This is a genomic window from Butyrivibrio sp. AE3006, from assembly GCF_000424165.1.
In the GTDB taxonomy this organism is placed as follows: domain Bacteria; phylum Bacillota; class Clostridia; order Lachnospirales; family Lachnospiraceae; genus Butyrivibrio.
This window is the reverse complement of sequence record NZ_AUJJ01000009.1, coordinates 19,490-44,040: the sequence shown is the minus strand read 5'-3', so window position 1 is coordinate 44,040 and position 24,551 is coordinate 19,490. Positions and strand designations below refer to the sequence as shown.

Below are 24,551 nucleotides of genomic sequence, written 5' to 3'. Positions count from 1 at the left end.
ATTAAACTTTTATTAAATGGTAGCTAAGTGATTATACTTCTCTGTAGTCACCGTCAACTACGTCATCAGCACTGCCATTGTCTGTGCTCTGAGCTGCTCCGCCCATGCCTGACATGTCAGGGCCTGCACCTGCAGCACCTGCTGCTCCCTGTGCATTCTCATAAACCTTAGCAAAGAGTGCCTGAGCATCTGTCATGAGCTTCTCTTTCTGGCTCTTCAATGTATCGATCTCACTGTCTGTAAGCTCGCGATCCTTAGTCTGCTCAAGAGTATCCTTAAGAGCCTTAAGATCATCCTCTACAGTCTGCTTCTGAGAAGCGTCGATCTTGTCACCAACCTCGTTAAGAGCCTTCTCTGTCTGGAATACGAATGAGTCAGCGTCGTTTCTGGCATCGATGCCTTCCTTACGCTTCTTATCCTGTGCCTCGTACTCAGCAGCTTCCTTGATAGCCTTATCGATGTCCTCATCAGACATATTAGAACCGGCTGTGATTGTGATGTGCTGCTCCTTACCTGTTCCAAGATCCTTAGCAGATACGTTAACAATACCGTTTGCATCGATATCGAATGTAACCTCGATCTGAGGAACACCTCTCATTGCCGGAGGGATTCCATCAAGACGGAACTGTCCAAGTGACTTGTTGTCTTTAGCGAACTGTCTCTCACCCTGAAGAACGTTGATGTCAACGGCTGTCTGGTTATCAGCTGCTGTTGAGAATACCTGGCTCTTCTTTGTAGGAATAGTTGTGTTACGCTCGATAAGTCTTGTAGCAACACCACCCATTGTCTCGATTGAAAGTGAAAGAGGTGTTACGTCAAGAAGAAGGATATCGCCTGCACCCTCATCACCTGCAAGCTTACCACCCTGGATACCTGCACCGATAGCTACGCACTCATCGGGGTTGAGGTTCTTTGAAGGCTCATGACCTGTGAGCTGCTTAACCTTCTCTACTACGCAAGGAACACGTGTTGAACCACCAACAAGGAGAACCTTGCCGAGGTCTGAGTAGTTAAGACCTGCATCCTTCATAGCGTTCTGTACAGGAATAGCACTTCTCTCTACGAGGTCGTGGATAAGCTCCTCGAACTTAGCTCTTGTAAGGTCCATATCAAAGTGCTTAGGGCCTTCTGCTGTAGCTGTGATGAAAGGAAGGTTGATGTTGGTTGTTGTTGAAGAAGAAAGCTCCTTCTTTGCCTTCTCAGCTGCTTCCTTAAGTCTCTGCATAGCCATCTTATCGCCAGAGAGATCTACGCCCTCTTTAGCCTTGAACTCTGAAACCATCCAGTCGATGATCTTCTGGTCGAAGTCATCACCACCAAGGTGTGTATCACCGTTTGTTGAAAGAACTTCGATGACACCATCACCGATCTCAATGATTGATACATCGAATGTACCACCACCAAGGTCATAAACCATGATCTTCTGCTCTTTCTCGTTATCAAGACCATAAGCAAGCGCTGCTGCTGTAGGCTCGTTGATGATACGCTTTACTTCAAGGCCTGCAATCTTACCTGCATCCTTGGTTGCCTGACGCTGTGCGTCATTGAAATAAGCAGGAACTGTGATTACTGCTTCTGATACTGTTTCGCCGAGATACTGTTCTGCGTCTGCCTTCAGCTTCTGAAGAATCATAGCTGAAATCTGCTGAGGTGAATACTTCTTACCATCGATTGTACGGCCATTGTCTGTACCCATATCTCTCTTGATAGAAGCGATTGTGTTCTCAGCATTTGTAACTGCCTGACGCTTAGCGGGCTCACCTACGAGACGCTCGCCATTCTTTGTGAAAGCTACGATTGAAGGTGTTGTTCTTGCACCCTCTGCGTTTGCGATAACGGTGGGCTTACCACCTTCCATAACAGCTACGCAGCTGTTAGTTGTTCCTAAATCGATACCTATGATCTTACTCATCTTAATTACCTCCATGAAAAATAGAAAAAATAATTTACTCTTTGATTCGGATTAAAAATCCTTCAACATTTATTTAGCAACGGCAACCATGCTGTGTCTAAGCACTGTGTCGTGGTACATATAACCCTTCTGAAGCTCCTGTGCTACGAATCCTTCCTCAACATCTTCGCTGTCAACCTGCATTACTGCGTTGTGGAAATTAGGATCAAATTCCTTTCCTACAGCTTCGATAGGTGTTACACCAAGATCCTCGATCTGCTTCATGAGCTGCTTGTATATCATGTTCATTCCGTCTGCAAAAGCGGAACCCTTTTCTTCTTCAGGGACTGCAGCAAGTCCTCTTTCGAAGTTATCTATAACAGGAAGTATCTTCTCAAGTACATTGGATGCTCCCTGGTCAAACATCTGCGCCTTCTCTTTATCTGTTCTCTTACGGAAATTCTCGAACTCTGCAAGCTGGCGCATGTACTTATCCTGCATTTCTTCGAATTTCTCCTTGAAGGGGTTCTTCTTCTCCTTCTTACCAAAGAGGCTCTTCTTCTCGCCCTCAGCACCTTCTGCTGCTTCTTCTGTATTGTCTGCTTCTGCCTCTGCGCTCTCGGCCTCAGCTGCCTCTGCAACCTTGTTAGCTGCATCAGCTACCTGTTTAGCCTTCTCAGCTACTTCCTGCTGAAGCTCCTTCGCAGTCTTAGAAGTCTTTTCAGCTGTTTCCTTTTTTACTTCCTTACTCAAAACCGATACTCCTTCTTAATTTGTTACCTGTACTATTCTTTCTTATATAAATCATCCAGAGCTCTCATCATATTCTTAAGTGCTCCGACAACTTTGTCATAATCCATTCGCTTGGGACCGATGATTCCGACGGTTCCTCGCATTCCCTCACCTAAATCGTAGGTAGCTGTAACTACGCTGCAGTCCTTCATGGACTGAACTGGTGACTCATTACCAATGTAAACCTGAATGCCTGTCTCTTCTGTACTGCTCTGCAGTGTGTTCTCTACGAGACTTGTAAGATCGCTCTTCTCTTCGAATGTAGTAATGAGGTCGCTTGCTCTCTCTTTATCAGCAAGCTCGGGATATCTGAAAATATTGTTGGCGCCGCTTGTATAAATCTGAAGGTCTTCATCCTCTGTGATGGCCTCTGCGGCTGCATCTATTATCTTACCAATGATATCGCCGTGGATTCCGGCCTCCTGCTTCATGGCAGCTATAAGACCAAGATTGATATCCTCCACGGAAAGTCCTGCGAGTCTGGTGTTAAGCAGGATGTTCAGCTTCAAAAGATCAGCCTCTGAAAGCTCCTGTTCTATGTCCACCATACGATTCTTGATGACATTTCCCTCTATTACGATAGTGGTAAGAAGGTGTTCCTCGTCAACTTTGGAAAGCTGTGCGAATTTCAGCTTATTCCTCTTGATCATGGGAGCTGAGATCATCGATGCATAGTTGGTATCAACAGCCAGTGTCTTAGCCACCTGCTTAAGGAGCTTCTCAAGCTTCTCTTCTTTATCAAGAAGCATCTCCTTCATGTTCTCAAGCTTCTCTTCCTTCTCGGCAAGCATCTCATCTACGTACACGCGATAACCCTGATCTGAAGGAATACGTCCTGCGGATGTGTGGGGCTGTATTATAAGTCCCATTTCCTCGAGATCTGCCATCTCATTTCTGATAGTGGCTGAACTCAGGTTCAGGTCCGTGTATTTGGAAATCGTTCTGCTGCCTACAGGCTCACCTGTCTCAAGGTAATTGCGTACAACTGCATGAAGTATTTTCTTTTTTCTTTCATCTAATTGCATGCTCTCACCCCTTTTCTAAGTGTTAGCACTCATTCGAATTGAGTGCTAACATCTTCTGTAATTTAAGTTACCACTATAAATTTCAGCTGTCAATATAAAAAGATAAAATAGGAAATTCACTGAATAAGACGAAAAAATCTCCGGTGAGATTCTCACCGGAGATTTACTGTCTGATCATTATATTCTGAAAGATTAAAGATTGAACTCGCCGTTAATGCTTCCGTTAATTACGAAGTAAGCTTTTGTCTCCTCAGGCTTTACATAGATATCAAGAGTCTTGATGTCAGCCTCTTTTCCACCCATATCGTATACATAAACATTCTTTGCATTGTCAGCAAGAGTTGAGTATGTAAATTCCTTATCTGCAAACTGAAGAACGATTGTAGACTTAACAGCACTCTTTGTCTCAGCCTTCTTAGCAGGTGCTTTCTTTGCTGCGGGCTTAGCAGCTGCCTTCTTTGCAGGTGTCTTCTTAGCTGCAGGCTTTGCAGCAGCCTTGGTCTCAGCCTTCTTTGCAGGTGCTTTCTTAGCTGCAGGCTTTGCAGCAGCCTTAGTCTCTGCCTTCTTAGCTGCGGGCTTCTTCTCCTCAGTCTTCTTAGGCTCTTCCTTCTTTGCGGCAGCAGTCTTGGTTGTCGCAGTCTTCTTAGCAGGCGCTTTCTTTGCAGCAGGCTTCTTAGCCTCTGTCTTCTTAGTAGCTGCCTTCTTGGGTGCTTCCTTCTTCTCCTCAGTCTTTGCTGCCTCTGCAGGCTTAACTTCTTCCTTCTTTTCTGCAGCAATTACCGGTTTTTTGATAGTCGCAATCGGCTTTAAAGCTGCTTCTCTCAACTTGTCGTCCGCCATATCTCCCTCTCTTTCCTTGGGGCACAAAGAATTGTGCGCTTTAGCAAATTTTATATTACGTTTTTGAGTTTAGTACAATCACGACAAAAAGTCAACATTTAAGCGCATTTAAGCCCAATTTAATTCTTTCAAGCGCCTTTTTTAGCACATCCATGGATGATGCAAATGAAATTCTCGCATAACCAGGGGCAAAATAAGCACTTCCCGGCATGATCGCCACATGACTTTTTTCAAGAAGATATTCGCAAAGCATGCTGTCGTTTTCAATGACCTTCCCATCTTCTGTAGTAGCGCCAATGTATGACCTGAGATCAAAGAAAGCATAGAATGCTCCCTGAATGTCGTGACACTTAACGCCGGGGATCTCATTTAACCCCTTTACCACAAAGTCTTTTCTCTTTTCAAACTCAGCTACCATCTCGCTTACGGAGTCCTGTGGGCCTGTCAGGGCTTCAACAGCCGCTATCTGAGAAATGCTTGGCGGCGTGGTTGTGGTCTGACTCTGCACTTTTACCGCGGTAGAAATAACATCCTTCCTTGCGCACAGATAGCCAAGGCGCCAACCTGTCATTGAATAAGTCTTGGAAAAACCATTAACGAGAATTACCCTGTCCTTGATTTCAGGGATGGAAGATAATGAAAAATGCTTATTCCCGCTGAAGATAATCTTTTCATATATCTCATCAGATACGATGAATATGTCATTTTTCATAGCGAAATCAGCGAGCTTTCGAAGAGACTCCTCGCTGTAGACAGCACCGGTGGGATTATCCGGGCTGCAGATAATGATTGCTTTAGTATTAGAAGTAACAGCATCTGCAATTGCTTCAAGATCAAGAGAAAAGTCCTCATTCCTCTTTACAAAAACAGGAGTGCCGCCTGCAAGCTTAACAATGTCTGGATAGCTCACATAACAGGGAATGGGGATAATAACTTCGTCCCCATCGCCCACAACGGCCATAATAGCCGCAGAAAGGGACTGCTTTGCCCCGGTGGTGACAGTGACTTCATCCATGGTGTACTCAGCACCGTTATCCTCTTTTACCTTCTTAAGGATGGCTTCCCTTAAGGGGGCAATGCCCCTAGCGTTGGTGTATTTCGTAAAATCATCCTCGATAGCCTTTATTCCCGCAGCCTTTATATTTTCAGGCGTAGGAAAATCAGGCTCACCGACATTTAGCGATATCACATCGATACCGCTTCTCTTCATATCATCAACTCTTGCAAAAAGCGCCGTCGTAGCCGATGCGCTGATATTCTTCATTCTTGAAGACAACTGTGTGCTCATAAGCTTTCCCCTTTAGTCTTTTTTCAACTCCCGCAATTACCTGAATGCCACAAAAATCACAAGAACAAGAAGGCCTAAGGCAATTCTATACCAGCCAAATATCTTAAAGTCGTGCTTTCTGATGTATCCAAGAAGGAACTTTATGATAAGTATGGAAACAACAAATGCCACAACGGTTCCAACCAGCAAAATCGCAAGCTCTGATCCGGAAAAAGCAAGGCCGAACTTAAGAAGCTTAAGAAGACTCGCACCGAACATTACAGGGATTGCCAGGAAAAATGTGAACTCAGCGGCAACAGTTCTTGATACGCCAATCATCAATCCTCCAAGGATTGTGGAACCGGATCTCGATGTTCCGGGAAAAATAGCAGCGATCAGCTGAAATATTCCGATAAGAAGCGCTGTCTTAATATCAATTTTTTCAAGGGAATCAATCTTTGGTTCCTTGTTTTTGTTCTTATTCTCAATAATGATAAAACCGATACCGAAAACGATAAGCGCTATAGCAACGCAGGGGCCGTTATAGAAAAGAGCATCAAATACATCATCAAAGAGAACTCCCACTATAGCAGCAGGTACGCAGGCGATAAGAATCTTGCCCCAAAGTATCCATATATCCTTACGCATAACCCTGTGCTCTTCTCTTGCTTTCTTTGAAAAATCAAAGGGAAATATCTGATTCCAGAAAAGAATCACTACCGCCATTATGGCTCCAAGCTGGATAACAACCAAAAACATCTCCCAAAACTCAGGGGTTACATCCATCCTGACTATTTCATCAAGAAGGATCATATGACCTGTGGAGCTGACAGGCAGCCACTCCGTAATTCCCTCAACAATACCAAACAAAACTGCTTTGATTAAATTCAGCATTACCATGCCTCCTCATACTACTTAGAAATTTTCTAAATAATAGTAGCATATTTTATTTTAAAACAAAAAACAAGGCATCAATTTAAGCTAATAAACTGATGCCCTGTCATTATAGATTTAACCTTTCCTTCTTTAATTCAGATATTTGCCCCTTTAATTTATACAATGCGGCAGGTTCACCGACTGGAACATGCGGGTGTGGTAGTAGTTATCATCATCATTTACATTGAAGAAATCATAGATAACAGGATCCTGATCATCCCAGGTGCAGTCCACGTTGTAATATGCTCCGTCAAGATTAATCACGTTCCATGCATGAAGCTCATTTGCTCCTCTTCCCACGCAGAGATATGTTGGAACTCCAAGCCTTTGCATCAGATACTGGAATGATTTCGCATAACCAGCACAAACAGTATAGTTGTCAACAATTCCGCTGTAGGCACTCTGATCAAGGGAATTATGCTTGTAGGTCAGCTTATCCGCCAGATAATTGTGGACAAAGGCCTCTTTTTCTATAGTTGTAGGAAGAGTGGCAGCTGCTGAAACAACAACCTCCGCTGCTGCGTCAAATTCAAGTCTTGCACTCTGGATATCTCCAAGTCTTTCATAGAAAGTAAGCTCCAGTTTTATGGCAGTTCCGCTAAAATCGTATTCTGTATAAAAAGTTGTATCCAACCAGAAAAGCTCCGGATGATCGTATGCAACACTTGATATTACATTCTCAATATCCAGCATTCCCATCTGCTCCACAGGCTTAAAGGCTGCATTTAAGTCCATGGCGTTGGCATATACCTGCCTGTAGAGAGCTTTTGATTTCTCATCCAGCATATTGTAATAGGGATAAAAAGCCGCATCGAAGCTTAGGCCATCTCCTGTGTTACCATAGCCTGTCTGCCTTGTTATCTGCTCAGCCTGCTCCTTGGAATCAATATCCACAATGTCAGGTTCAAGGTCTACATAATCACTTTTCCCTGTAAATTCCGTGGGAACAACTATAGGCTCGGAAGCCTCTTCGCTTGATGTCTCATCTGCGATAACCACCTGGCTTGGATCAGTTATTGTGACAATGGGCTTAATTTCCTGAGGAGATGCTGCTGCCTCTGTACTCTTAACCTCATTCTCCTCTGCCGTCTCTACGGTTACGCCGCTGCCTTCCTCAGAATCAGCCCCTTCACCTTCTGCGGATGCAAGCTTTTCGCCTTCTTCCCCTTCGCCCTCTTCGCCTTCAGGTTCTTCAACTTTTACGATGATCTCTGGCTCCGGAGCATTTTTCACCGAGGTTGCAAGGTCCACTATCATGTTACTGAATTCAGGACTTGCAATACACATCCCCATAAGCGCAAAAAGACCAAGCATCAGTCCCAGAATGCAATACAAGAAATTCTGGGCGATGTCGACCTTTTTCACCTTTTTCTTTTTCTTTTTTTCCTTTACCTCTTCGGTAACTTCCTTATCTTTTTTCTTAGCCATATTCATTACTTCCCTGTAATTTGTATTTTTAATCCGTTAAAAATAGAGGACACTTGTCCCCAATTAAATTATAGCATCGGCGCCGGATTCCAATTATGAAAAAACACTCATATACATAAAATTATTATAAAATTAGCACTTTATATTTGATTTTTCAGACATTATAATAATTACAAGGGTTATTAAATTTTTCTTATGGAGGTGGCAAATGTATATCGCAATGCACTGTATTAATGCAAACAATGTCCTTCAGGATGAGATCTGTAAATTCTACGGCATCCACTATGACAATATGTATAAATCCTGCGTTATCTCTACAGATCATCAGCATCATGATTTTGTCATTTCCATGACAGAAGAGGATTATAAGGATTTCTATTCACAGGTGATAAAGGCCCTGGCAGAGGATGGCGGTCAGATAATAGAGCTTGTAAAAGGCGATGTTTTCAGATGCCGCAAGAACGAGATACGTCACGGCACCAACCAGAAGTGCGAAATACGACGTCCGTAAAGGCTGCGTAAATCCATATATTTCTCGCTAAAAAAAACGATAAAAATAACTGCCAAAGTACCATATATCAGGTCACTTTGGCAGTTTTAATTTTGCTATGATCAATCAAGATTGGATTTGAAATTTCCAAATATTCTTATGTCGTTTACGGTACACATCAATGCCCACACCACAGTCTTCATATCAGGTCCCGTAAGGTCTCCCGTGAATTCCGCAAAGAACATATACTCCCAGTTGTGCTCAGGAATTGGTCTTGATTCAAGCCTTACAAGGTTTAGGCCGTAAATTCTAAACACCGTAAGGGCTTCATGGAGAGCACCGGCTTTATGGGCCGTCTTAAAGCTTATGCAGATCTTATCTCTTCCCTCTCTAAGCTCAAGCTTTTTGGAGACAACCACGAACCTGGTGGTGTTGTTGGTATTGGTGTTTATCTCCTTCTCGATTATCTTAAGGCCATAGATCTCGGCAGCTCTTGATGAACAGATAGCAGCCTTACTCTTATCCTTAAGCTCTGCAACCATTCTGGCTGAGCCTGCGGTATCGGCCTGGGGTACTCTCTCCCACTCGGGATGATAATTAAGGAACTGCTCGCACTGGAAAAGTCCCTGCTCATGGGAAAAGACAGTTTTAATATCAGATATGTCCGCATCGGGCAGCACCATAAGATTGTGCCTTACCTTAACCGTAGTCTCGCCTACCATATAGCATTCATACTGAGCAAGAAGGTCATAAACCTGACGAATGGCGCCTGTTGATGAATTCTCAATTGGAAGAACCGCATAGTCAGCGCTTCCATCCTGAAGCTGTCTGAAAGTATCCTCAAAATGAACAAGCCCTTCGCTTTTTACATCTTTTCCGAAAAAATCGATGGCTGCCATTTCGCTGTAGGCCCCGGGCTCGCCCTGATAAACCACCCTTGGATTCTCTATGGGCTTTCGCTCTCTTCTTAAAGCCAGATCAAGGGGCTCACAGGCTCCGTTATTTTCCCCAAGCTTTCTGTCAACACGTTCCCTCAGCTGACCAATATACTTTTCGTTTATAATCTGAATCTCGTCTGCCATAATACTCCCGTCCAAAACCTTGTCTACCGTTACTGTTCCTTATCTGCAAGCATTTCCATTTTTTCTATTATACTCTCAACATCTAAAAGAAGCTTCCTCTCAGCTTTGTCCGTGAGAGAATCCTTTATGTATTTATAGATAAATAACGGATAGGATGCTGCCCTGAAATCCATGTTGCCCTTAAAGGATGAGATGAATTCAGGTATTGCCGCGGCGTTAAGCCTTGCATTGTTGTTTAGCTTTATGGTCACTTCGCCGTTCCCGCCCTTAAGCTCAAGGACGTACAAGCTGTGCGCTTTCTCGCGAACAAGGGATATTCTGATAAGATTGTCCACAGACTCTGGTATATCTCCGAATCTGTCTCTTAGCTCATCCCTCATATCATCCCTGTCGCCTTCATTCTCTATACCGGCGATTCTCTTATAAATCTCAAGCTTTTGCTCTTCGTTTACAATATAATCACTTGGAATAAATGCATCCACATCTATATCAACGCTGGTGGTGAACTCTTCGAGATTCGCATCCTTCGTTTCACCCTTCTTACGCCTTACGGCTTCTCCAAGCATCTTGCAGTACAGGTCATATCCAACTGAAGCCATGTGTCCCGACTGGCTTTTTCCAAGAAGGTTACCTGCACCTCTGATCTCTAGGTCACGCATGGCAATCTTAAAGCCGGAGCCAAGATCCGTAAACTCTCTGATAGCTGAAAGTCTCTTTTCAGCCACCTCTTTTAGCAGCTTATTCCTCTTATACATAAGGAAAGCATAGGCTGTTCTGTCAGAACGTCCAACTCGTCCCCTCAGCTGATAGAGCTGAGAAAGTCCCATCTGATCCGCATCATGGATGATCATGGTATTGGCATTTGAAATATCAAGTCCGGTCTCAATGATCGTGGTAGACACAAGCACATCTATATCGCCATCTATGAAATCATACATAATCCTCTCAAGCTCTGATTCCTTCATCTGGCCATGAGCAAAGGATACATTTACTTCAGGAACTAGCTTCTGCACTCTGGCTGCCACATCTGCAATATCATTTACCCTGTTATAAACATAGTAAACCTGTCCGCCTCTTGAAATCTCTCTCGAGATAGCCTCTCTTACCATCTCGTCATTGTACTCACAGACAAAGGTCTGTATGGGACGTCTGTCCTGGGGCGCCTCTTCAAGTACGCTCATATCCCTGATACCCACAAGAGACATGTGGAGAGTTCTTGGAATAGGCGTTGCTGAAAGCGTCAGTACATCGATATTTTCTCGGAGCTTTTTAATCTTCTCCTTGTGGGTTACACCAAAGCGCTGCTCCTCATCCACTATCAATAGGCCAAGGTCCTTATAGGTCACATCCTTGGATAAAAGCCTGTGGGTTCCGATTACGATATCCACAAGTCCCTTCCTAAGGTCCTCCACAGTCTTCTTCTGCTCAGCGGACGTCCTGAATCTGGACATCATGTCAACCCTTACAGGGAAGTCCTTCATTCTCTCTGAAAAAGTATTGTAGTGCTGCTGGGCCAGAATAGTTGTGGGCACAAGAACCGCAACCTGCTTGCCATCCTGCACCGCCTTAAAGGCTGCTCTTATGGCAATCTCTGTTTTACCAAAGCCTACGTCGCCGCAGATGAGTCTGTCCATAATCCTGTCGGACTGCATATCATTTTTGGTATCGGCGATTGCTCCAAGCTGATCCTCAGTCTCATCAAAAGGAAATGCTTCCTCAAACTCCTGCTGCCATACTGTATCCTCACCAAACCTAAAACCGCTGCTGTTTTGTCTCTTTGCATAAAGCTCAACAAGGTCTTCAGCAACCTCTTCAACTGCTGCCTTTACCTTATTCTTGGTGCGCTTCCAATCTCCTGTTCCAAGCTTATTGAGCTTGGGCTTTCTGCCCTTTCCCTCAGCTCCCGCATCACCGCTGGCATATTTTTGAATTACATTAAGACCTGTCGCAAGAACGTAGAGATTACCACCATCTGCATAGCTTATCTTAATGTAATCCCTTACAACCTTGTCGGTCTCGATTTTCTCTATACCCTGATAAATTCCAAGGCCGTGATACTCGTGGACCACGTAATCACCCACGTTAAGCTCAGAGAATCCTGATATCTTCTCGCCGCTGTACTTTGCTTTTCTTCTCTTTTTCTTTTTTCTCTCAGAGAAAATATCACTCTCGGAAATTACAGCAAACTTAATGTCGGTGTACTCAAAGCCCTTAAGAATCCTGCCATAATAGGTCATGATCTCGCCCTTTTCCAGCTCCCTCATGGGATTTTCACTGTAAAAGGAAGTGATCTGATTATCTCTTAAATCATCCACAAGGCGCTTTGCTCTTGTTCTTGAACCGGACAAAATAAGTACCTTGTAGCCATTTTTTATAAAGCTCTTAAGGTCATGAACAAGGGCTTCAAAGCTGTTATTGTAAGGTGCGATACTTCTTGCATGAAGCTCAAAGGTCTGCTCGGGCTCAAACTTATTAAGTCCCTTAGGCGCAGCAAGAGATGCCACAGACACACGTCTTACGCTTCGCATTCTTGCTATGCACTCCTCTGTGGAATAGAGAAGCCCCATCTGTCCAGGGAGCGCGTAGCCATTCTCTGCTCTGTGAACCATGCTCTCTCTGAATTCTTCCTGCACGGCATTTGCATGTTCAAGTACGTGCAACGGCTCATCTATGAAAATGCAGGTTTTTCCAGCAGGGAAAAGTTCCTGCAATGTAACCGTATCATCATAAAAATATCTGATATAGCTCTCAAGGTTTACCTCAAGCTCAAGCTCCAGGAGCTGCTCTTTTAACTCCTCAAAGGAAGTCTTTATGCGGTGAGCTGCCTCTGTCTTAAACTCTGCTCTAAGTGCCTCGTAAACATCCTTGGTTTCTTTTTCAATCTTCTTAAGGCCGCTTCTAAGCTCATCATCTGTAAGGATTATCTCTGTTGCGGGATAAATCTCGATGGACTCCAGCTTATCAATGGATCTCTGAGACATAATGTCGAAGCTTCTGATATTCTCGACATCATCACCCCAGAGCTCGATTCTGTAGGGATTCTCCTCTGTTAAGTCAAAGACATCAATAATATCCCCGCGCACTGAAAACTCGCCCGGGGCACTTACCTGATAGACCTTGGAATAGCCGATGCGAACAAGCTCCTTTGCAAGCTCCCTCTCATTCACGGGCTTTCTTTTATCTATGCTTATTACATTTTCTTTTATTACATCAATTGGAATCTGGGGCGTCATAAGAGACGAGAATGTGGTGACCACCGTAACAGGTCTTCCCTCGATAAGTCTCCTGAGGGCTCTTATTCTCTCCTTCACTATCTCCTTTGAGTGAATGTCAGCCTGATAAAAGATCAGATCCTTTGCTGGATAGACCGTCACATTCCTGTCGTAGAACTTATAGTCTTCAAATATCTCCTTGGCCCTGATGTCACTATAGGTGACGATGATTCTGTATTTAAAATCCTTACTTAATCCGTTTATCAGATGGAGCTTTTGCGAATCTACGCACCCGGCTACTTCCGCGCACGCAAAGGGCTTTTCCAGATATTTATTAAGTTTCTGAAATTCCTCCATCTCGCTAAGCGGGGCTTCGATTGCTCTCATTTAACCTCTTCTCTGTCAGGCTTTACGCCGTTCCACTTATTCATGGCTGCATTAACGTCCTGTTCCATAATGACACTGACCGCATCTGCAGCGTGTTCGATTGCTTCCTTTACATAGACTGTATCTTCATCATCAAAATGTCCAAGAACCCAGTCCACCATGTCTATCTGTCTTGGTCTTTTTCCTACGCCCACTCTGACCCTTGCAAAATCACTGTGTCCAAGCTGCGCGATGATATTCTTAAGACCGTTGTGTCCTCCGGCACTTCCGCCGGGGCGAACCCTTATTATGCCGGGATCAAGCTCAACATCATCAGATAAAACAATAAGCTCTGTCTTTGTATCTATCTTAAAATAATCCGCCACGGGTCTTATGGACTCGCCGCTAAGGTTCATGTATGTAAGGGGCTTTAGCAAAATAACTTTTTCATTGCCAATCCTGCCCTTGCCGTACATGCCTTTAAATTTCATCTCTGTAAGATCTATATCATATTTTTCGGAGAGATAATCTATCACTCCAAAGCCTACATTGTGTCTTGTTCCGTTATATTTTTTCTCGGGATTACCCAATCCTGCAATTAAAAACATATACACCTCTAAACATGAAAAATGGGGAATGACTATTGTCACTCCCCATAATAGCATAGAATTGTTGTTTTAGAATACACTTCCCACACCGGTAACAGGTTCAGGATCTTCAGGTCTTGAATCTATCACCTCATCAGATGCCTCATCATATGCCTTAAGGACTACGTCCTGGATATGCTTCCTGGTGTCTGAATTGATAGGATGCGCTATGTCACGATACTCGCCGTCAGCTGATTTTTTGCTTGGCATGGCAATAAAGAGACCCTTATCACCTTCGATAACCTTGATATCATGGATAACAAATTCATTGTCCAGTGTTATCGATACAATAGCACGCATCTTACCCTGTTTCGCTACTTTTCTTACTCTTACATCTGTAATATTCATCTAAATGAACCCCCTTTTCATTGATGTCAAATTACATAGCGTTCGTTGTTTTCTACAACAATCTTTATGTCGCCTTCGCCTTTATAATATGAGTTTGCCTGGATAGTTCCGTGGCTCTCTACTATACAATTTTCAATGTGTGTGTTGTCTCCGATGTAAACATCATTGAGAATAATAGAATTCTTGATATAACAGTTATTCCCTATGAATGCTCCCTTGAAGACCACTGAATCCTCAACTGTTCCGTTTACGATACATCCGCTGGATACAAGGCTGTTTGAAACCTTAACACCTACATTATATTTTGCAGGCGGCAGATCTACGACCTTGGTGTAAACACCGGGATATTCGTTAAAGAAGAAGTTACGAACTTCAGGCTTTAAGAAATCCATGTTGGTGCGGTAATAATCTTCAACGGAAGCGATGTTGTTCCAGTAGGATTTGATCTTGTATCCGTAGATTCTCTTCATATCCTTGTATCTCACAAGAATATCTCTTACGAAATCAAATCTCTCTTCGGTCTGCGCTTTCTCGATGAGCTCGATGAGCTGCCTGCGTCTTATTACATATACGCCGCAGGAAACAGTGTTGGAGCGGGCCACAACGGGCTTCTCCTCGAACTCTTCGATCCTGCTCTCCTCGTTCATACGAAGAGTACCGAATCTCTCAACATCGATATCGGCTGCGATGTCCTTACATACAACTGTGATATCTGCCTGCTTATCAATGTGATACTCAAGCAGCTTGTTGTAATCCATCTTATATACACAGTCACCGGATGTAATAACTACATAAGGCTCGTGACAGCTCTTTAAGAAGCTGATATTCTGTGCAATTGCATCTGCGGTTCCTCTGTACCAGAGATTGCCGCTGGCCTTAGCTGCAGGTGTGAAAACATAAAGGCCACCCTGCTTACGACCAAAATCCCACCACTTGGATGATGAGAGATGTGTGTTAAGACTTCCCGCATTATACTGTGTGAAAACAGCCACAGTCTGAATGTGGGAGTTGGTCATATTGCTAAGTGCAAAATCTATACTTCTGTAAAATCCGGCAACGGGCATAGCACAAACTGCTCTGTTTTTTGAAAGTTCGCGCATGCGGTTACTTCCGCCACCTGCAAGAATAATTCCAATCGCTCTCACTACCTATCACCTGCCTTATCTAATGTTCTTCCACTTGCAAGACATCCATCCGGATAGTCTTTTTCGGTAGTTACACCGGAGATCATTGTGTTCTTACCAACTGTTACTCCGGAAGGAACAACAGATCTCTCTCCGATAGTTACGATTCCGTCCCTGTAAATTCCGGGCTTGGTCTCATTCTCAACTTCATCACCGTCGCCAAGCTTAACCTTATTGCCAACCTTGACATTCTCGGCAATTACAGCCTTCTCAATGTTACAGTTCTCACCGATCTCGGTTCCGTTCATAATGATGGAATGGCTAACTACTGTGCCCTTACCAATCTTAACTCCGCGGCCTATTACTGAGTTGTGAACCTCACCGTATATCTCAGCGCCCTCTCCGATGATACATCTGGATGTAGAGCTGTCAGGTCCAAGATACTGCGGAGGCTGAACATCATTACTTGTATAAATTTTCCAATACTCTTCATAGAGATTGAATTCAGGTACAATGTCGATTAGCTCCATGTTGGCTTCCCAATATGAAGTAAGAGTTCCTACATCCTTCCAATAACCGTCAAACTCATAAGCATAGAGTGACTGTCCCTTTTCCTTGCAATAAGGGATTATATGCTTACCAAAGTCAAGACCCGGCTGATCCTGATTAGTGATAAGAGCTTCCTTAAGAGACTCCCATGAAAAGATATAGATACCCATGGATGCAAGATTGGAACGAGGCTTCTCGGGTTTTTCCTCAAAGTCTACGATCTTCCTGTCTTCATCGGTGATCATGATGCCGAATCTGCTGGCCTCCTCAATAGGCACAGGCATTACAGCGATCGTTACGTCCGCGCCGTTTGCCTTGTGGAAATCCAGCATGGTCTCGTAATCCATCTTGTAAATATGGTCGCCGGAAAGAATAAGTACATAGTCAGGATGATAATTCTCCATGTACTCAAGATTCTGGAAAATAGCATTAGCCGTTCCGGTATACCATTCACTGTTTGCACTTTTCTCATAAGGAGGAAGAATGGATACTCCACCGATGTTACGGTCGAGATCCCACGGAATACCAATTCCTATGTGAGAATTAAGACGCAGCGGTCTGTACTGAGTAAGCACACCTACCGTGTCTACACCCGAATTGATACAATTACTTAACGGGAAGTCAATGATACGGTACTTACCGCCAAACGAAACTGCCGGCTTTGCCATGTTAGCTGTCAAAACCCCAAGTCTGCTGCCCTGACCCCCTGCGAGCAGCATAGCTATCATCTCTTTTTTTATCATGTTAAGACCTCGATGTTAAATATAAAATTATGTAATGTTAATTAAAACTAATTTTAATCGAGAAAAAATGATTAAAATTCTAAAAAAAGTATAACACATATATGAGCTTTTGACATCCCATTTCCTTAGGATTATACTTTATTAAACCCAAAAATAAGCGTTATTCGATTAATAAAAGGAAGAAATATGTATAAAATAAATTATGAAAACCCAGTAAATGTATATTTCATCGGCATTGGCGGCATCTCAATGAGCGGTCTTGCAAGAATTCTTTTGGACAGAGGATTTAAAGTTTGCGGTTCCGACAGATTTGAATCCGATACCGTAAAGGGTCTTATGGATCTTGGAATAAAAGTTTTCACTCCACAGAGCGCTGAAAATATCAAAGAAGCAGGTCAGATTGACCTTGTTGTTTACACCGCTGCCATCCATCCGGACAACCCTGAATTTGCTCTTGCAAAAGAGATGGGAATCCCTATGCTCACAAGAGCTGAGCTCCTTGGACAGATAATGACTCATTATCACCTGCCTGTAGCAGTTGCGGGAACTCATGGTAAGACCACAACTACAGCCATGGTCAGCAAGATCATGCTTGAAGCATCTCTTGATCCCACAATTACCATCGGCGGTAATCTTAAGGATATAGGAGGAAATGTCAGAATCGGTTCCTCTAAGTATTTTGTTACCGAGGCCTGCGAATATACCAACAGTTTCCTTAGCTTCTTCCCGGGAGTAGGAATTATATTAAATGTAGATGCTGATCACCTTGATTTCTTCAAAGACCTTGATGATATCCGAAATTCATTCCACAAATTCGCAGCACTTATTCCGGCCGGCGGAACCCTGGTTGTAAACGGCGAGATTCCAAAGCTTGATGAGCTCACCGAGGACCTTTCCTGTAATATTGTAACCTACGGATTTGCGGACAGCTGCGACTACTATCCTACCGATATCAGTTATGACAGCTTCGGAAACGCTTCTTTCCACTTAAATAGAAAAAACGGCGAAGGCTTTGACGTTACACTGAAGGTTCCCGGAAAGCACAACATTGGAAATGCTCTTGCATCTGCTGCTGCCGCTGACTGCTTTGATATAGAAGATTCTCATATCGCAGCAGGTCTTAATTCCTTCACAGGCACGGACAGACGCTTTGAATACAAGGGTACAGTGGATGGTCTTACAATTATTGATGACTATGCGCACCATCCCACAGAGATTGCCGCTACCTTAAGCGCAGCTAAGAATTATCCCCATAAGACTCTGTGGTGCGTATTCCAGCCCCACACCTTTACAAGGACCAAGGCTCTTATGGATGAATTTGCAAATGCTCTTCTTCCTGCAGATAAGCTTGTTATCGCTGACATATATGCGGCACGAGAGACCGACAATCTTGGAATAAGCTCCCGTACCCTTAAGGAAAAAATCGAGTCTCTTGGACATGAATGCTACTATTTTCCGTCCTTTGAAGAAATCGAAAAATTTCTTTTGCAAAATTGCACGAAGGATGACCTGTTGATAACAATGGGGGCAGGAGATGTTGTAAACATCGGCAATGACCTGCTTGGAATATAATTTTCCACTCTTTCCACTTACTTTTTACACAATTTAATGTAATCATCGTGTGGATAACAAACCGCCGGCTTTTCATTCAAAGACATGTGAAAATCGGCGGTTTCTTTTAATTCAGAGCATTAAATAATCCACGTTATCCACATTGTCCACATTTGCGGAGATTCGCCACTGGCCTTGGTTTGCCGGCATTTTTATCGTCATTTTTCCCATTTTCATAAATAATCCACAATGCTATAATGCATTTCGAAAGAAATTTGAAGTAAGTGGGTGATGAGAAAAGATGATGGGGCGAGTAATTATTAATCCTAATAGCAGTGTGTCCAGCACTGAGCTTTCCAATATTTTTATTGATGAATATCTTGCGGCAGCAAATGACGCGGAGATAAAGGTTTATCTTTATCTTCTTAGAATGATGTGCGCAGGTCAGGCTACAAGCGTATCTGACCTTGCCGACAAGTTTAACTATACAGAGAAGGACATTATTCGTGCGCTTAAGTTCTGGGAGAACCAGGGGCTCATGGCTCTTGAGTATGACGGAATAGGTCAGCTATCAGGTATTCATATGCAGGATATTGTTCCTAAGAAAACGGCAAAGACCGTTCTGCACACAGTTGCACCGGCAGAACCTGTAGTTATTCCCAAAGAGACCAGGAAAAAGGTCGTAAAGCACAAAGACAATCCGCAGATGCTCTTTGTAGCCGAGCAGTACTTTGGAAGAACTCTTAATCCTACAGAGATCAAGACAATCTACTACATTCAGGATGAGCTTGAATTCTCAGAGGATCTTATCGACTATCTCCTTCAGCACTGCGCATCAGCAGGCAAAAAGGATTTCGATTATGTAAGAAAGGTTGCTCTTAACTGGCATGAGAAAGGGATCACTACTCCCGAGAGCGCAAGAGCCGAGAGCACAGCACACAAAAACGCATATTCAATCATGCGCGAGCTGGGAATGCAGAATGCTCCCACCCGCACAGAGCTTAACTATTTTGATAAATGGCAGAACACCTATGGTTTTACACTGACTGTAATTACCGAGGCATGCCGCAGAACCGTACTTCAGACTCAGACTAAGAGACTGCAGTACTGCGATGGAATTCTTCGCAAGTGGCACGAAAGCGGAGCACACACAATTGAAGAGATTCAGAAGCTTGATGATGAATTCGGCAAAACAGCAAGACAGAATTCTTCTAATAATAACGGACCTATTAAGTTCGACAATATCAAATTCAACAGATTTAAACAGAATGATTACAATCTTGAAAGCTTAGAAAGCCAGCTTCTGGATAACTGATCATCTGATTAAATATGGGAGGAGGGACATGTTTTGGCTCTAACAAACATCCAGTATGATGAGATAATGCATGATTATGAAAACCGCAGAAATTATCATCGCAATGAGCTAAACACAAAGATCAGGGAAATCGAAGATCATGTTCCCGGATATCTGGTGCTTTCGCAGTCCACCGGAAGTATCAGTGCAGACTTTGGTAGAAGGCTGCTTCTTGGCGAAAACCTGCGCAGGGGAAAGCTTCACGAGATGCTTGCAGATGTTGCCACCAGGAAGAAGCAGCTTCTTACCGAAGCCGGCTATCCTGCAGATTACCTTGATATGAAGTATGACTGCCCTATCTGCCGTGACACAGGCTATGTGAACGGTGAGAAATGCTCATGCTTCAGACAGCGCATAATCGAAAGACTCTATGCGCAATCCAACATCAGAAAAATGACAGAAAGCGCTAATTTTAGCGTTTTATCTGAAGAATATTACCATGGCGAGGATCTGGAAAGATTCCGAGGTGCGGTTCGAACTTCGAAAGATTTTATTAAGAATTTTGAAAGTTCCTATCCAAATTTATTCTTTTATGGTACAGTGGGTACTGGAAAATCGTTCCTGTCTGTCTGCGTAGCCAAAGAGATACTGGACAAAGGGCATTCTGTGCTTTATTTCAGCGCGGTTTCATTATTTGCTCTTCTGCAGACATACTCTTTCGATTTCAAAAAATCCGAAGAGCTTAGTACGCTCTACGACGACCTGTACAACACAGATCTTCTTATTATTGATGACCTGGGTACCGAGCACATTACCAATAACTCTATACCTCAGCTTTTTAGCTGCATCAACGAAAGACTTTTGAGAAACAGGTCCACGATTATCACCACCAACCTTTCACTGGACGATATTAAGGCCATGTATTCTGACAGAGTATTCTCCAGAATCGCAAGCTCATATCGCGTGTGCAAGCTTACCGGTGACGATATTCGAATTCAAAAGAAAATGCAGTTTAAGAATGGAAAGTGAGGAATTCTTCTAATGCCAAGAAGAGAAGAAAAGCGCAACCTTGAAACCATCCCCGTAGGTTCTTTGGGGATCATTCCGCTTGAGGGCTGTCAGTCCCTTGGAGAGAAGGTAGACTATTACCTTGTAAAGTGGCGTGAGGAACGTGAGAACGAGCATAAGGGCAGCCTTGCATTTACAGGCTATGAACGTCCTTCCTACTTGTTGAAAGCTCAGGTTCCGCGTTTTGGAAGCGGCGAAGCGAAAGGCGTAATCCTTCAGTCAGTTCGCGGTGACGACCTCTATATCATGGTCGATGTTTGTAACCATTCACTTACTTATCAGCTTTTTGGTAAAGAAAACCACATGTCTCCTGATGATCATTATCAGGATCTCAAGAGAATAATTGCTGCTGTAGGCGGTAAGGCTAGACGTATCACTGTTATCATGCCTTTCCTTTATGAGAGCCGTCAGCACAAGCGCACATCAAGAGAATCTCTCGACTGTGCAATCGCACTTCAGGAGCTTGTAGGCATGGGTGTTGATAATATCATCACATTCGATGCTCACGATCCCAGAGTACAGAACGCTATCCCTCTTAACGGATTTGAAACTGTACGCACAACATATCAGTTTATAAAAGCACTCCTTAGAAATATTAAGGGACTTCAGATCGACTCAGACCACATGATGGTAATAAGCCCGGATGAAGGCGGTATGAGCCGTGCAATCTATCTTGCTTCAGTTATGGGCCTTGATGTAGGAATGTTCTACAAGCGCCGTGACTACACACAGGTAGTTGATGGAAGAAATCCCATCGTTTCACATGAGTTCCTTGGAACATCTGTTGAAGGTAAGGACGTTATAATTGTTGATGACATGATCTCATCAGGTGAGAGCATGATCGATGTAGCAAGAGCTCTTAAAGAGAGAAAGGCAGCTCACATCTACGCATTCTCAACCTTTGGTCTTTTCACCAGCGGTCTTGAGATCTTCGATAAGGCTTATGAAGAAGGACTTATCGACAGAGTACTTACAACCAACCTCATCTATCAGACACCTGAGCTTCTTGCAAGAGATTGGTATATCAGCTGCGATATGAGTAAGTACATCGCTTACCTCATCGATACACTTAACCATGATGCATCAATCAGCGATCTTCTTAATCCTGTTGAGCGTATCAACAGCATTATTGCAAGATACAACGCAGGCGAGCTTACTGAGTAATCTCAGAAAAACATTTGCAGGACTTCTTAGTTCCCGGCAAACATAAAGACAAAATAACGGAGGACCATATCACTTAGCTGTGATATGGCCCTCCTTTTTATTCTCTCTATATTATCAATTGTTCTGAACCTGCATGTAGGTTACGAAATGATTACCGTTATTTTGGAAAAGTGTGGCGGTATCATTTCTTCCAAGCTTGTAAACTTCTCCCTTAGTTGGCTCAAGTAGCACAGTATTAAGATCGTTAAAGCCTATGATCATCATACTGCTTCCGTCATTCATGGTAGCCATTACAGGAATATCCTGATTAACATAGTAAAGCATGGCCTCCATGGGACATCCGTCAAGATCAAGGATTCTGGCTGATACCAGATTATCTCCCAGGATATCAAGAGTAGTTTTTCCCTGATCCAGCATAGACTGAACATTTACGCTTATACCCTTGTGCTGAAGAATAAGGTCAAGGCAAACTGCTGTGGAATTATCCCCGGGCATATTCTCCCACTCCTCTGCCAGATTCGTAATATACATGATCTGATTTGCTTTAAGGAGATTACCTCTGTACCAAACATATTTGCCATAATCATCAACAACTACGCCGGGATTATTATAAGCATCATTTATGGCATCCGAAGGATTATCGCAGATGCTCATTGCTCCGTCCATGTTGTAGACATAGTAATAAGGACTTGCATCCATATTTCGGTCGCTGGCTGCGATTACTTCCCTGCTGCCCTCATACAAAGTCATATTCGGTGTAACAGATCTCAGTGTCTTAACATTCATGTTGCTCTTAAGCATGATCTCAAGAAGATTCTTATAATCCTCTGTCGCTGCCACAGTCAGATAATTACTGCCCTTCTCTGTCTTTATGGTGCTCATTATCTGATCGTCCATCACGCTTTCAAAAAGCTCAGTCTCAGGATTCCAATTTGCCCTGTTTATCCTTATGACGTTATCTTCAATGGATACATTGGTAACAAGGGCTTCGCCGGGATTATAGTTCTCAAGAATACTGCCCTCACTGTCAACGATGCATATCTTGTACATTCCATAGATGAGTGAACCCATCTGATCGCTGTGGACATCGGATTCATGGACAAGGCCATAGGTCAGATCCTCTCCCATAAAGCCAAGAACTCTGATGAAATCTCCCGCTTCAGCTTCAATCTCAGACTGTGCCTGCGTGGAGAGATCCATGATATTAACTGTTTTCCTGTCCTCATCCTGCCATGCAATACTGCTGCCTGACTGAGAGATACAATATCTGTCATCTGAGATATTCTCGATAAGCTTCTTCTGCTCTCTGGTGGACAGATTAACCATATAAACATTTCCTTCAAGCATGAAGAAAAGATTACCGCTTGTTCCCGCATAGAGCATCTTATCGTTATAAGCCTGCAAAATATCCTGATGGAAATTTACTGGAATGAAGACCTGCTCCTCAATGGTGTTCAACTGAGAATCATATCCGTAAACCGCTATTCCCACTTTTCCCTCGTGGTCGCCGCGATTCATGTATCCCGAGACTGCAAACTGCACATTTCCTGTCTCATCCACATTCAGGATATGGATTCTGTTAGCCTGCCATCTTGTGCGCTCATCATTGTATTCATCATTATAAAAGCCGAAGGCCAACGCCATCTTATTGTCAGTACTGTTATAGACGTAAAGTCTGTCCTCGCTGACAAAAGCTACAGCGTTACCGCCATCACTCTCCTTAAAGGGGAGATTACTGTCTGAAATCCATAGATTTATAACATTATCGGAAAAATCAGACTTATCGCCGTTAAATACATAATTCATCTTCCTGTCATAGCCAAGAAGGTATATTCTGTCTGTGGTATATCTTACGCGGAAGTTCTCTGTGACGTTGTAGAGCTTATCTTCTCCCGCTTTTGTTTTCTGAATAAGCTGATAATAGAGCCTAAGTACCGCTGTTTGAGAATGAATATCCGACACCTCAATAAGCGGCTCTGTATGGGATGTGATATTAAGATCGCCCCAGGTTACCTGATCATAACTGCTGTGAATAGTCACATGACTAAAGGTGGTGTTATCTCCATCAGAGTTAGATTCCAGATACTTGGAAAGCTCCTCTGTGGAACCCTGCTTATCAAAGGTCATGTTGTGGAAATCTGTGACAAACTTAATCTCATCTGATACATTATATTTTTCGCCTGTTTCAGACCAGATAATTCTCGTGTAATAGCGCACCGGCTCATCATTTACATTACATAGCATAACCAGCATGTATTCCTGATTTGCATCAATCAGATCCTTAAGCTGGAATGATCCCGTGATGATATCGTCCTTCTGAGTGATGTTTGTAATATCGGAATTCTCAACAAGACCATCTCCCGATACCTGTCTCACCTCAAAGCGAAGCCCTGAAATGAAAGTACCGTAGGTATTCATATTAAAAGCAATGTTTCTTCCGGCATCAATTGGAAGCACTGTGCCTCTTACGTGGTTTACTTCAAGCTCCGAGGAGTATCCATGAAGTAAATTGATCTCTTTTCCGCTTTCTAAAAAGGAAATTGTGGGAAATGTAGGAGCACCCATCTGAGCTGTCATGTCCACAGTCTCTTTATTACTGAAGTGTCCTATTATGAATAACGAAAGCACAAAGACGGCAATCGTATAAAAAATCTTGATTATTGTTTTCTTCATTTCTATAAGCACCCTAAATCAATTGACTTATGCGTGTCATCGCGGTAATATTTTTCTAACC

19 protein-coding genes are annotated in these 24,551 nt (G+C 43.3%); 5 read left to right on the top strand and 14 right to left on the bottom strand.

Features of this window, described 5'->3' with window-relative positions:
• Window positions 1–31: 31 nt before the first annotated feature.
• The 7 genes from dnaK to G603_RS0105560 all read right to left on the bottom strand — a co-directional run bounded on the left by dnaK (window position 32) and on the right by G603_RS0105560 (window position 8,179).
• On the bottom strand, window positions 32–1,912 hold the full coding sequence (dnaK, locus tag G603_RS0105590) for a molecular chaperone DnaK (RefSeq protein WP_026524824.1): 1,881 nt from the start codon (window positions 1,910–1,912) through the stop codon (window positions 32–34).
• 69 nt (window positions 1,913–1,981) lie between these two features.
• On the bottom strand, window positions 1,982–2,644 hold the full coding sequence (gene grpE / locus G603_RS0105585) for a nucleotide exchange factor GrpE (protein WP_026669576.1): 663 nt from the start codon (window positions 2,642–2,644) through the stop codon (window positions 1,982–1,984).
• A gap of 32 nt (window positions 2,645–2,676) precedes the next feature.
• A complete protein-coding gene (hrcA, locus tag G603_RS0105580; protein ID WP_026669575.1) occupies window positions 2,677–3,708 on the bottom strand; it encodes a heat-inducible transcriptional repressor HrcA in 1,032 nt (343 codons plus the stop codon).
• Window positions 3,709–3,900: 192 nt separating this feature from the next.
• Entirely contained in the window at window positions 3,901–4,548 is a 648-nt protein-coding gene (locus G603_RS22280; protein WP_155832626.1) for a DUF6465 family protein, read from the bottom strand.
• Window positions 4,549–4,639: 91 nt separating this feature from the next.
• Complete coding sequence (locus tag G603_RS0105570) at window positions 4,640–5,836, bottom strand: pyridoxal phosphate-dependent aminotransferase (RefSeq protein ID WP_026669574.1); 1,197 nt, start codon at window positions 5,834–5,836, stop codon at window positions 4,640–4,642.
• A gap of 36 nt (window positions 5,837–5,872) precedes the next feature.
• Window positions 5,873–6,709, bottom strand: a complete 837-nt coding sequence (locus G603_RS0105565) for an undecaprenyl-diphosphate phosphatase (protein ID WP_026669573.1) — start codon at window positions 6,707–6,709, stop codon at window positions 5,873–5,875.
• A gap of 153 nt (window positions 6,710–6,862) precedes the next feature.
• Window positions 6,863–8,179 (bottom strand): transglutaminase domain-containing protein, encoded by a 1,317-nt coding sequence (locus G603_RS0105560; RefSeq protein WP_026669572.1) that lies wholly within the window; start codon window positions 8,177–8,179, stop codon window positions 6,863–6,865.
• Window positions 8,180–8,387: 208 nt separating this feature from the next.
• On the opposite strand from G603_RS0105560, the gene G603_RS0105555 reads away from it, so the two are divergent.
• Window positions 8,388–8,690: a hypothetical protein gene (locus G603_RS0105555; RefSeq protein WP_026669571.1), complete on the top strand. Its 303-nt coding sequence runs from the start codon at window positions 8,388–8,390 to the stop codon at window positions 8,688–8,690.
• Between the two features lie 101 nt (window positions 8,691–8,791).
• On the opposite strand, the gene G603_RS0105550 is transcribed toward G603_RS0105555, so the two are convergent.
• The 6 genes from G603_RS0105550 to G603_RS0105525 all read right to left on the bottom strand — a co-directional run bounded on the left by G603_RS0105550 (window position 8,792) and on the right by G603_RS0105525 (window position 16,740).
• Entirely contained in the window at window positions 8,792–9,751 is a 960-nt protein-coding gene (locus G603_RS0105550; RefSeq protein ID WP_051207520.1) for a prephenate dehydratase, read from the bottom strand.
• Window positions 9,752–9,780: 29 nt separating this feature from the next.
• A complete protein-coding gene (mfd, locus tag G603_RS0105545) occupies window positions 9,781–13,350 on the bottom strand; it encodes a transcription-repair coupling factor (RefSeq protein WP_026669569.1) in 3,570 nt (1,189 codons plus the stop codon).
• The gene (gene pth / locus G603_RS0105540) at window positions 13,347–13,937 is read right to left on the bottom strand and encodes an aminoacyl-tRNA hydrolase (RefSeq protein WP_026524833.1); all 591 of its coding nucleotides are present in this window, start codon (window positions 13,935–13,937) and stop codon (window positions 13,347–13,349) included. Before pth ends, mfd begins: the two co-directional genes overlap by 4 nt.
• A gap of 69 nt (window positions 13,938–14,006) precedes the next feature.
• Window positions 14,007–14,324 (bottom strand): septation regulator SpoVG, encoded by a 318-nt coding sequence (spoVG, locus tag G603_RS0105535; protein ID WP_026524834.1) that lies wholly within the window; start codon window positions 14,322–14,324, stop codon window positions 14,007–14,009.
• Between the two features lie 26 nt (window positions 14,325–14,350).
• On the bottom strand, window positions 14,351–15,469 hold the full coding sequence (gene glgD, locus G603_RS0105530; RefSeq protein WP_026524835.1) for a glucose-1-phosphate adenylyltransferase subunit GlgD: 1,119 nt from the start codon (window positions 15,467–15,469) through the stop codon (window positions 14,351–14,353).
• Entirely contained in the window at window positions 15,469–16,740 is a 1,272-nt protein-coding gene (locus G603_RS0105525) for a glucose-1-phosphate adenylyltransferase (RefSeq protein ID WP_026669568.1), read from the bottom strand. Before G603_RS0105525 ends, glgD begins: the two co-directional genes overlap by 1 nt.
• Before the next feature lie 186 nt (window positions 16,741–16,926).
• Here G603_RS0105525 and murC point away from each other — a divergent pair, with 186 nt between their 5' ends.
• The 4 genes from murC to G603_RS0105505 all read left to right on the top strand — a co-directional run bounded on the left by murC (window position 16,927) and on the right by G603_RS0105505 (window position 21,817).
• A complete protein-coding gene (murC, locus tag G603_RS0105520) occupies window positions 16,927–18,312 on the top strand; it encodes a UDP-N-acetylmuramate--L-alanine ligase (RefSeq protein ID WP_026669567.1) in 1,386 nt (461 codons plus the stop codon).
• A gap of 280 nt (window positions 18,313–18,592) precedes the next feature.
• Window positions 18,593–19,606, top strand: a complete 1,014-nt coding sequence (locus tag G603_RS0105515) for a DnaD domain protein (RefSeq protein WP_081669841.1) — start codon at window positions 18,593–18,595, stop codon at window positions 19,604–19,606.
• A 33-nt stretch (window positions 19,607–19,639) separates the two neighbouring features.
• Window positions 19,640–20,614: an ATP-binding protein gene (locus tag G603_RS0105510; protein ID WP_026669565.1), complete on the top strand. Its 975-nt coding sequence runs from the start codon at window positions 19,640–19,642 to the stop codon at window positions 20,612–20,614.
• A 12-nt stretch (window positions 20,615–20,626) separates the two neighbouring features.
• Window positions 20,627–21,817 carry a ribose-phosphate pyrophosphokinase gene (locus G603_RS0105505; RefSeq protein WP_026524840.1) on the top strand — a complete coding sequence of 397 codons (1,191 nt, stop codon included), beginning with the start codon at window positions 20,627–20,629 and terminating at the stop codon, window positions 21,815–21,817.
• Between the two features lie 114 nt (window positions 21,818–21,931).
• Here G603_RS0105505 and G603_RS0105500 read toward each other — a convergent pair whose 3' ends face one another.
• Complete coding sequence (locus tag G603_RS0105500; RefSeq protein ID WP_026669564.1) at window positions 21,932–24,490, bottom strand: hypothetical protein; 2,559 nt, start codon at window positions 24,488–24,490, stop codon at window positions 21,932–21,934.
• Window positions 24,491–24,551 lie beyond the last annotated feature (61 nt).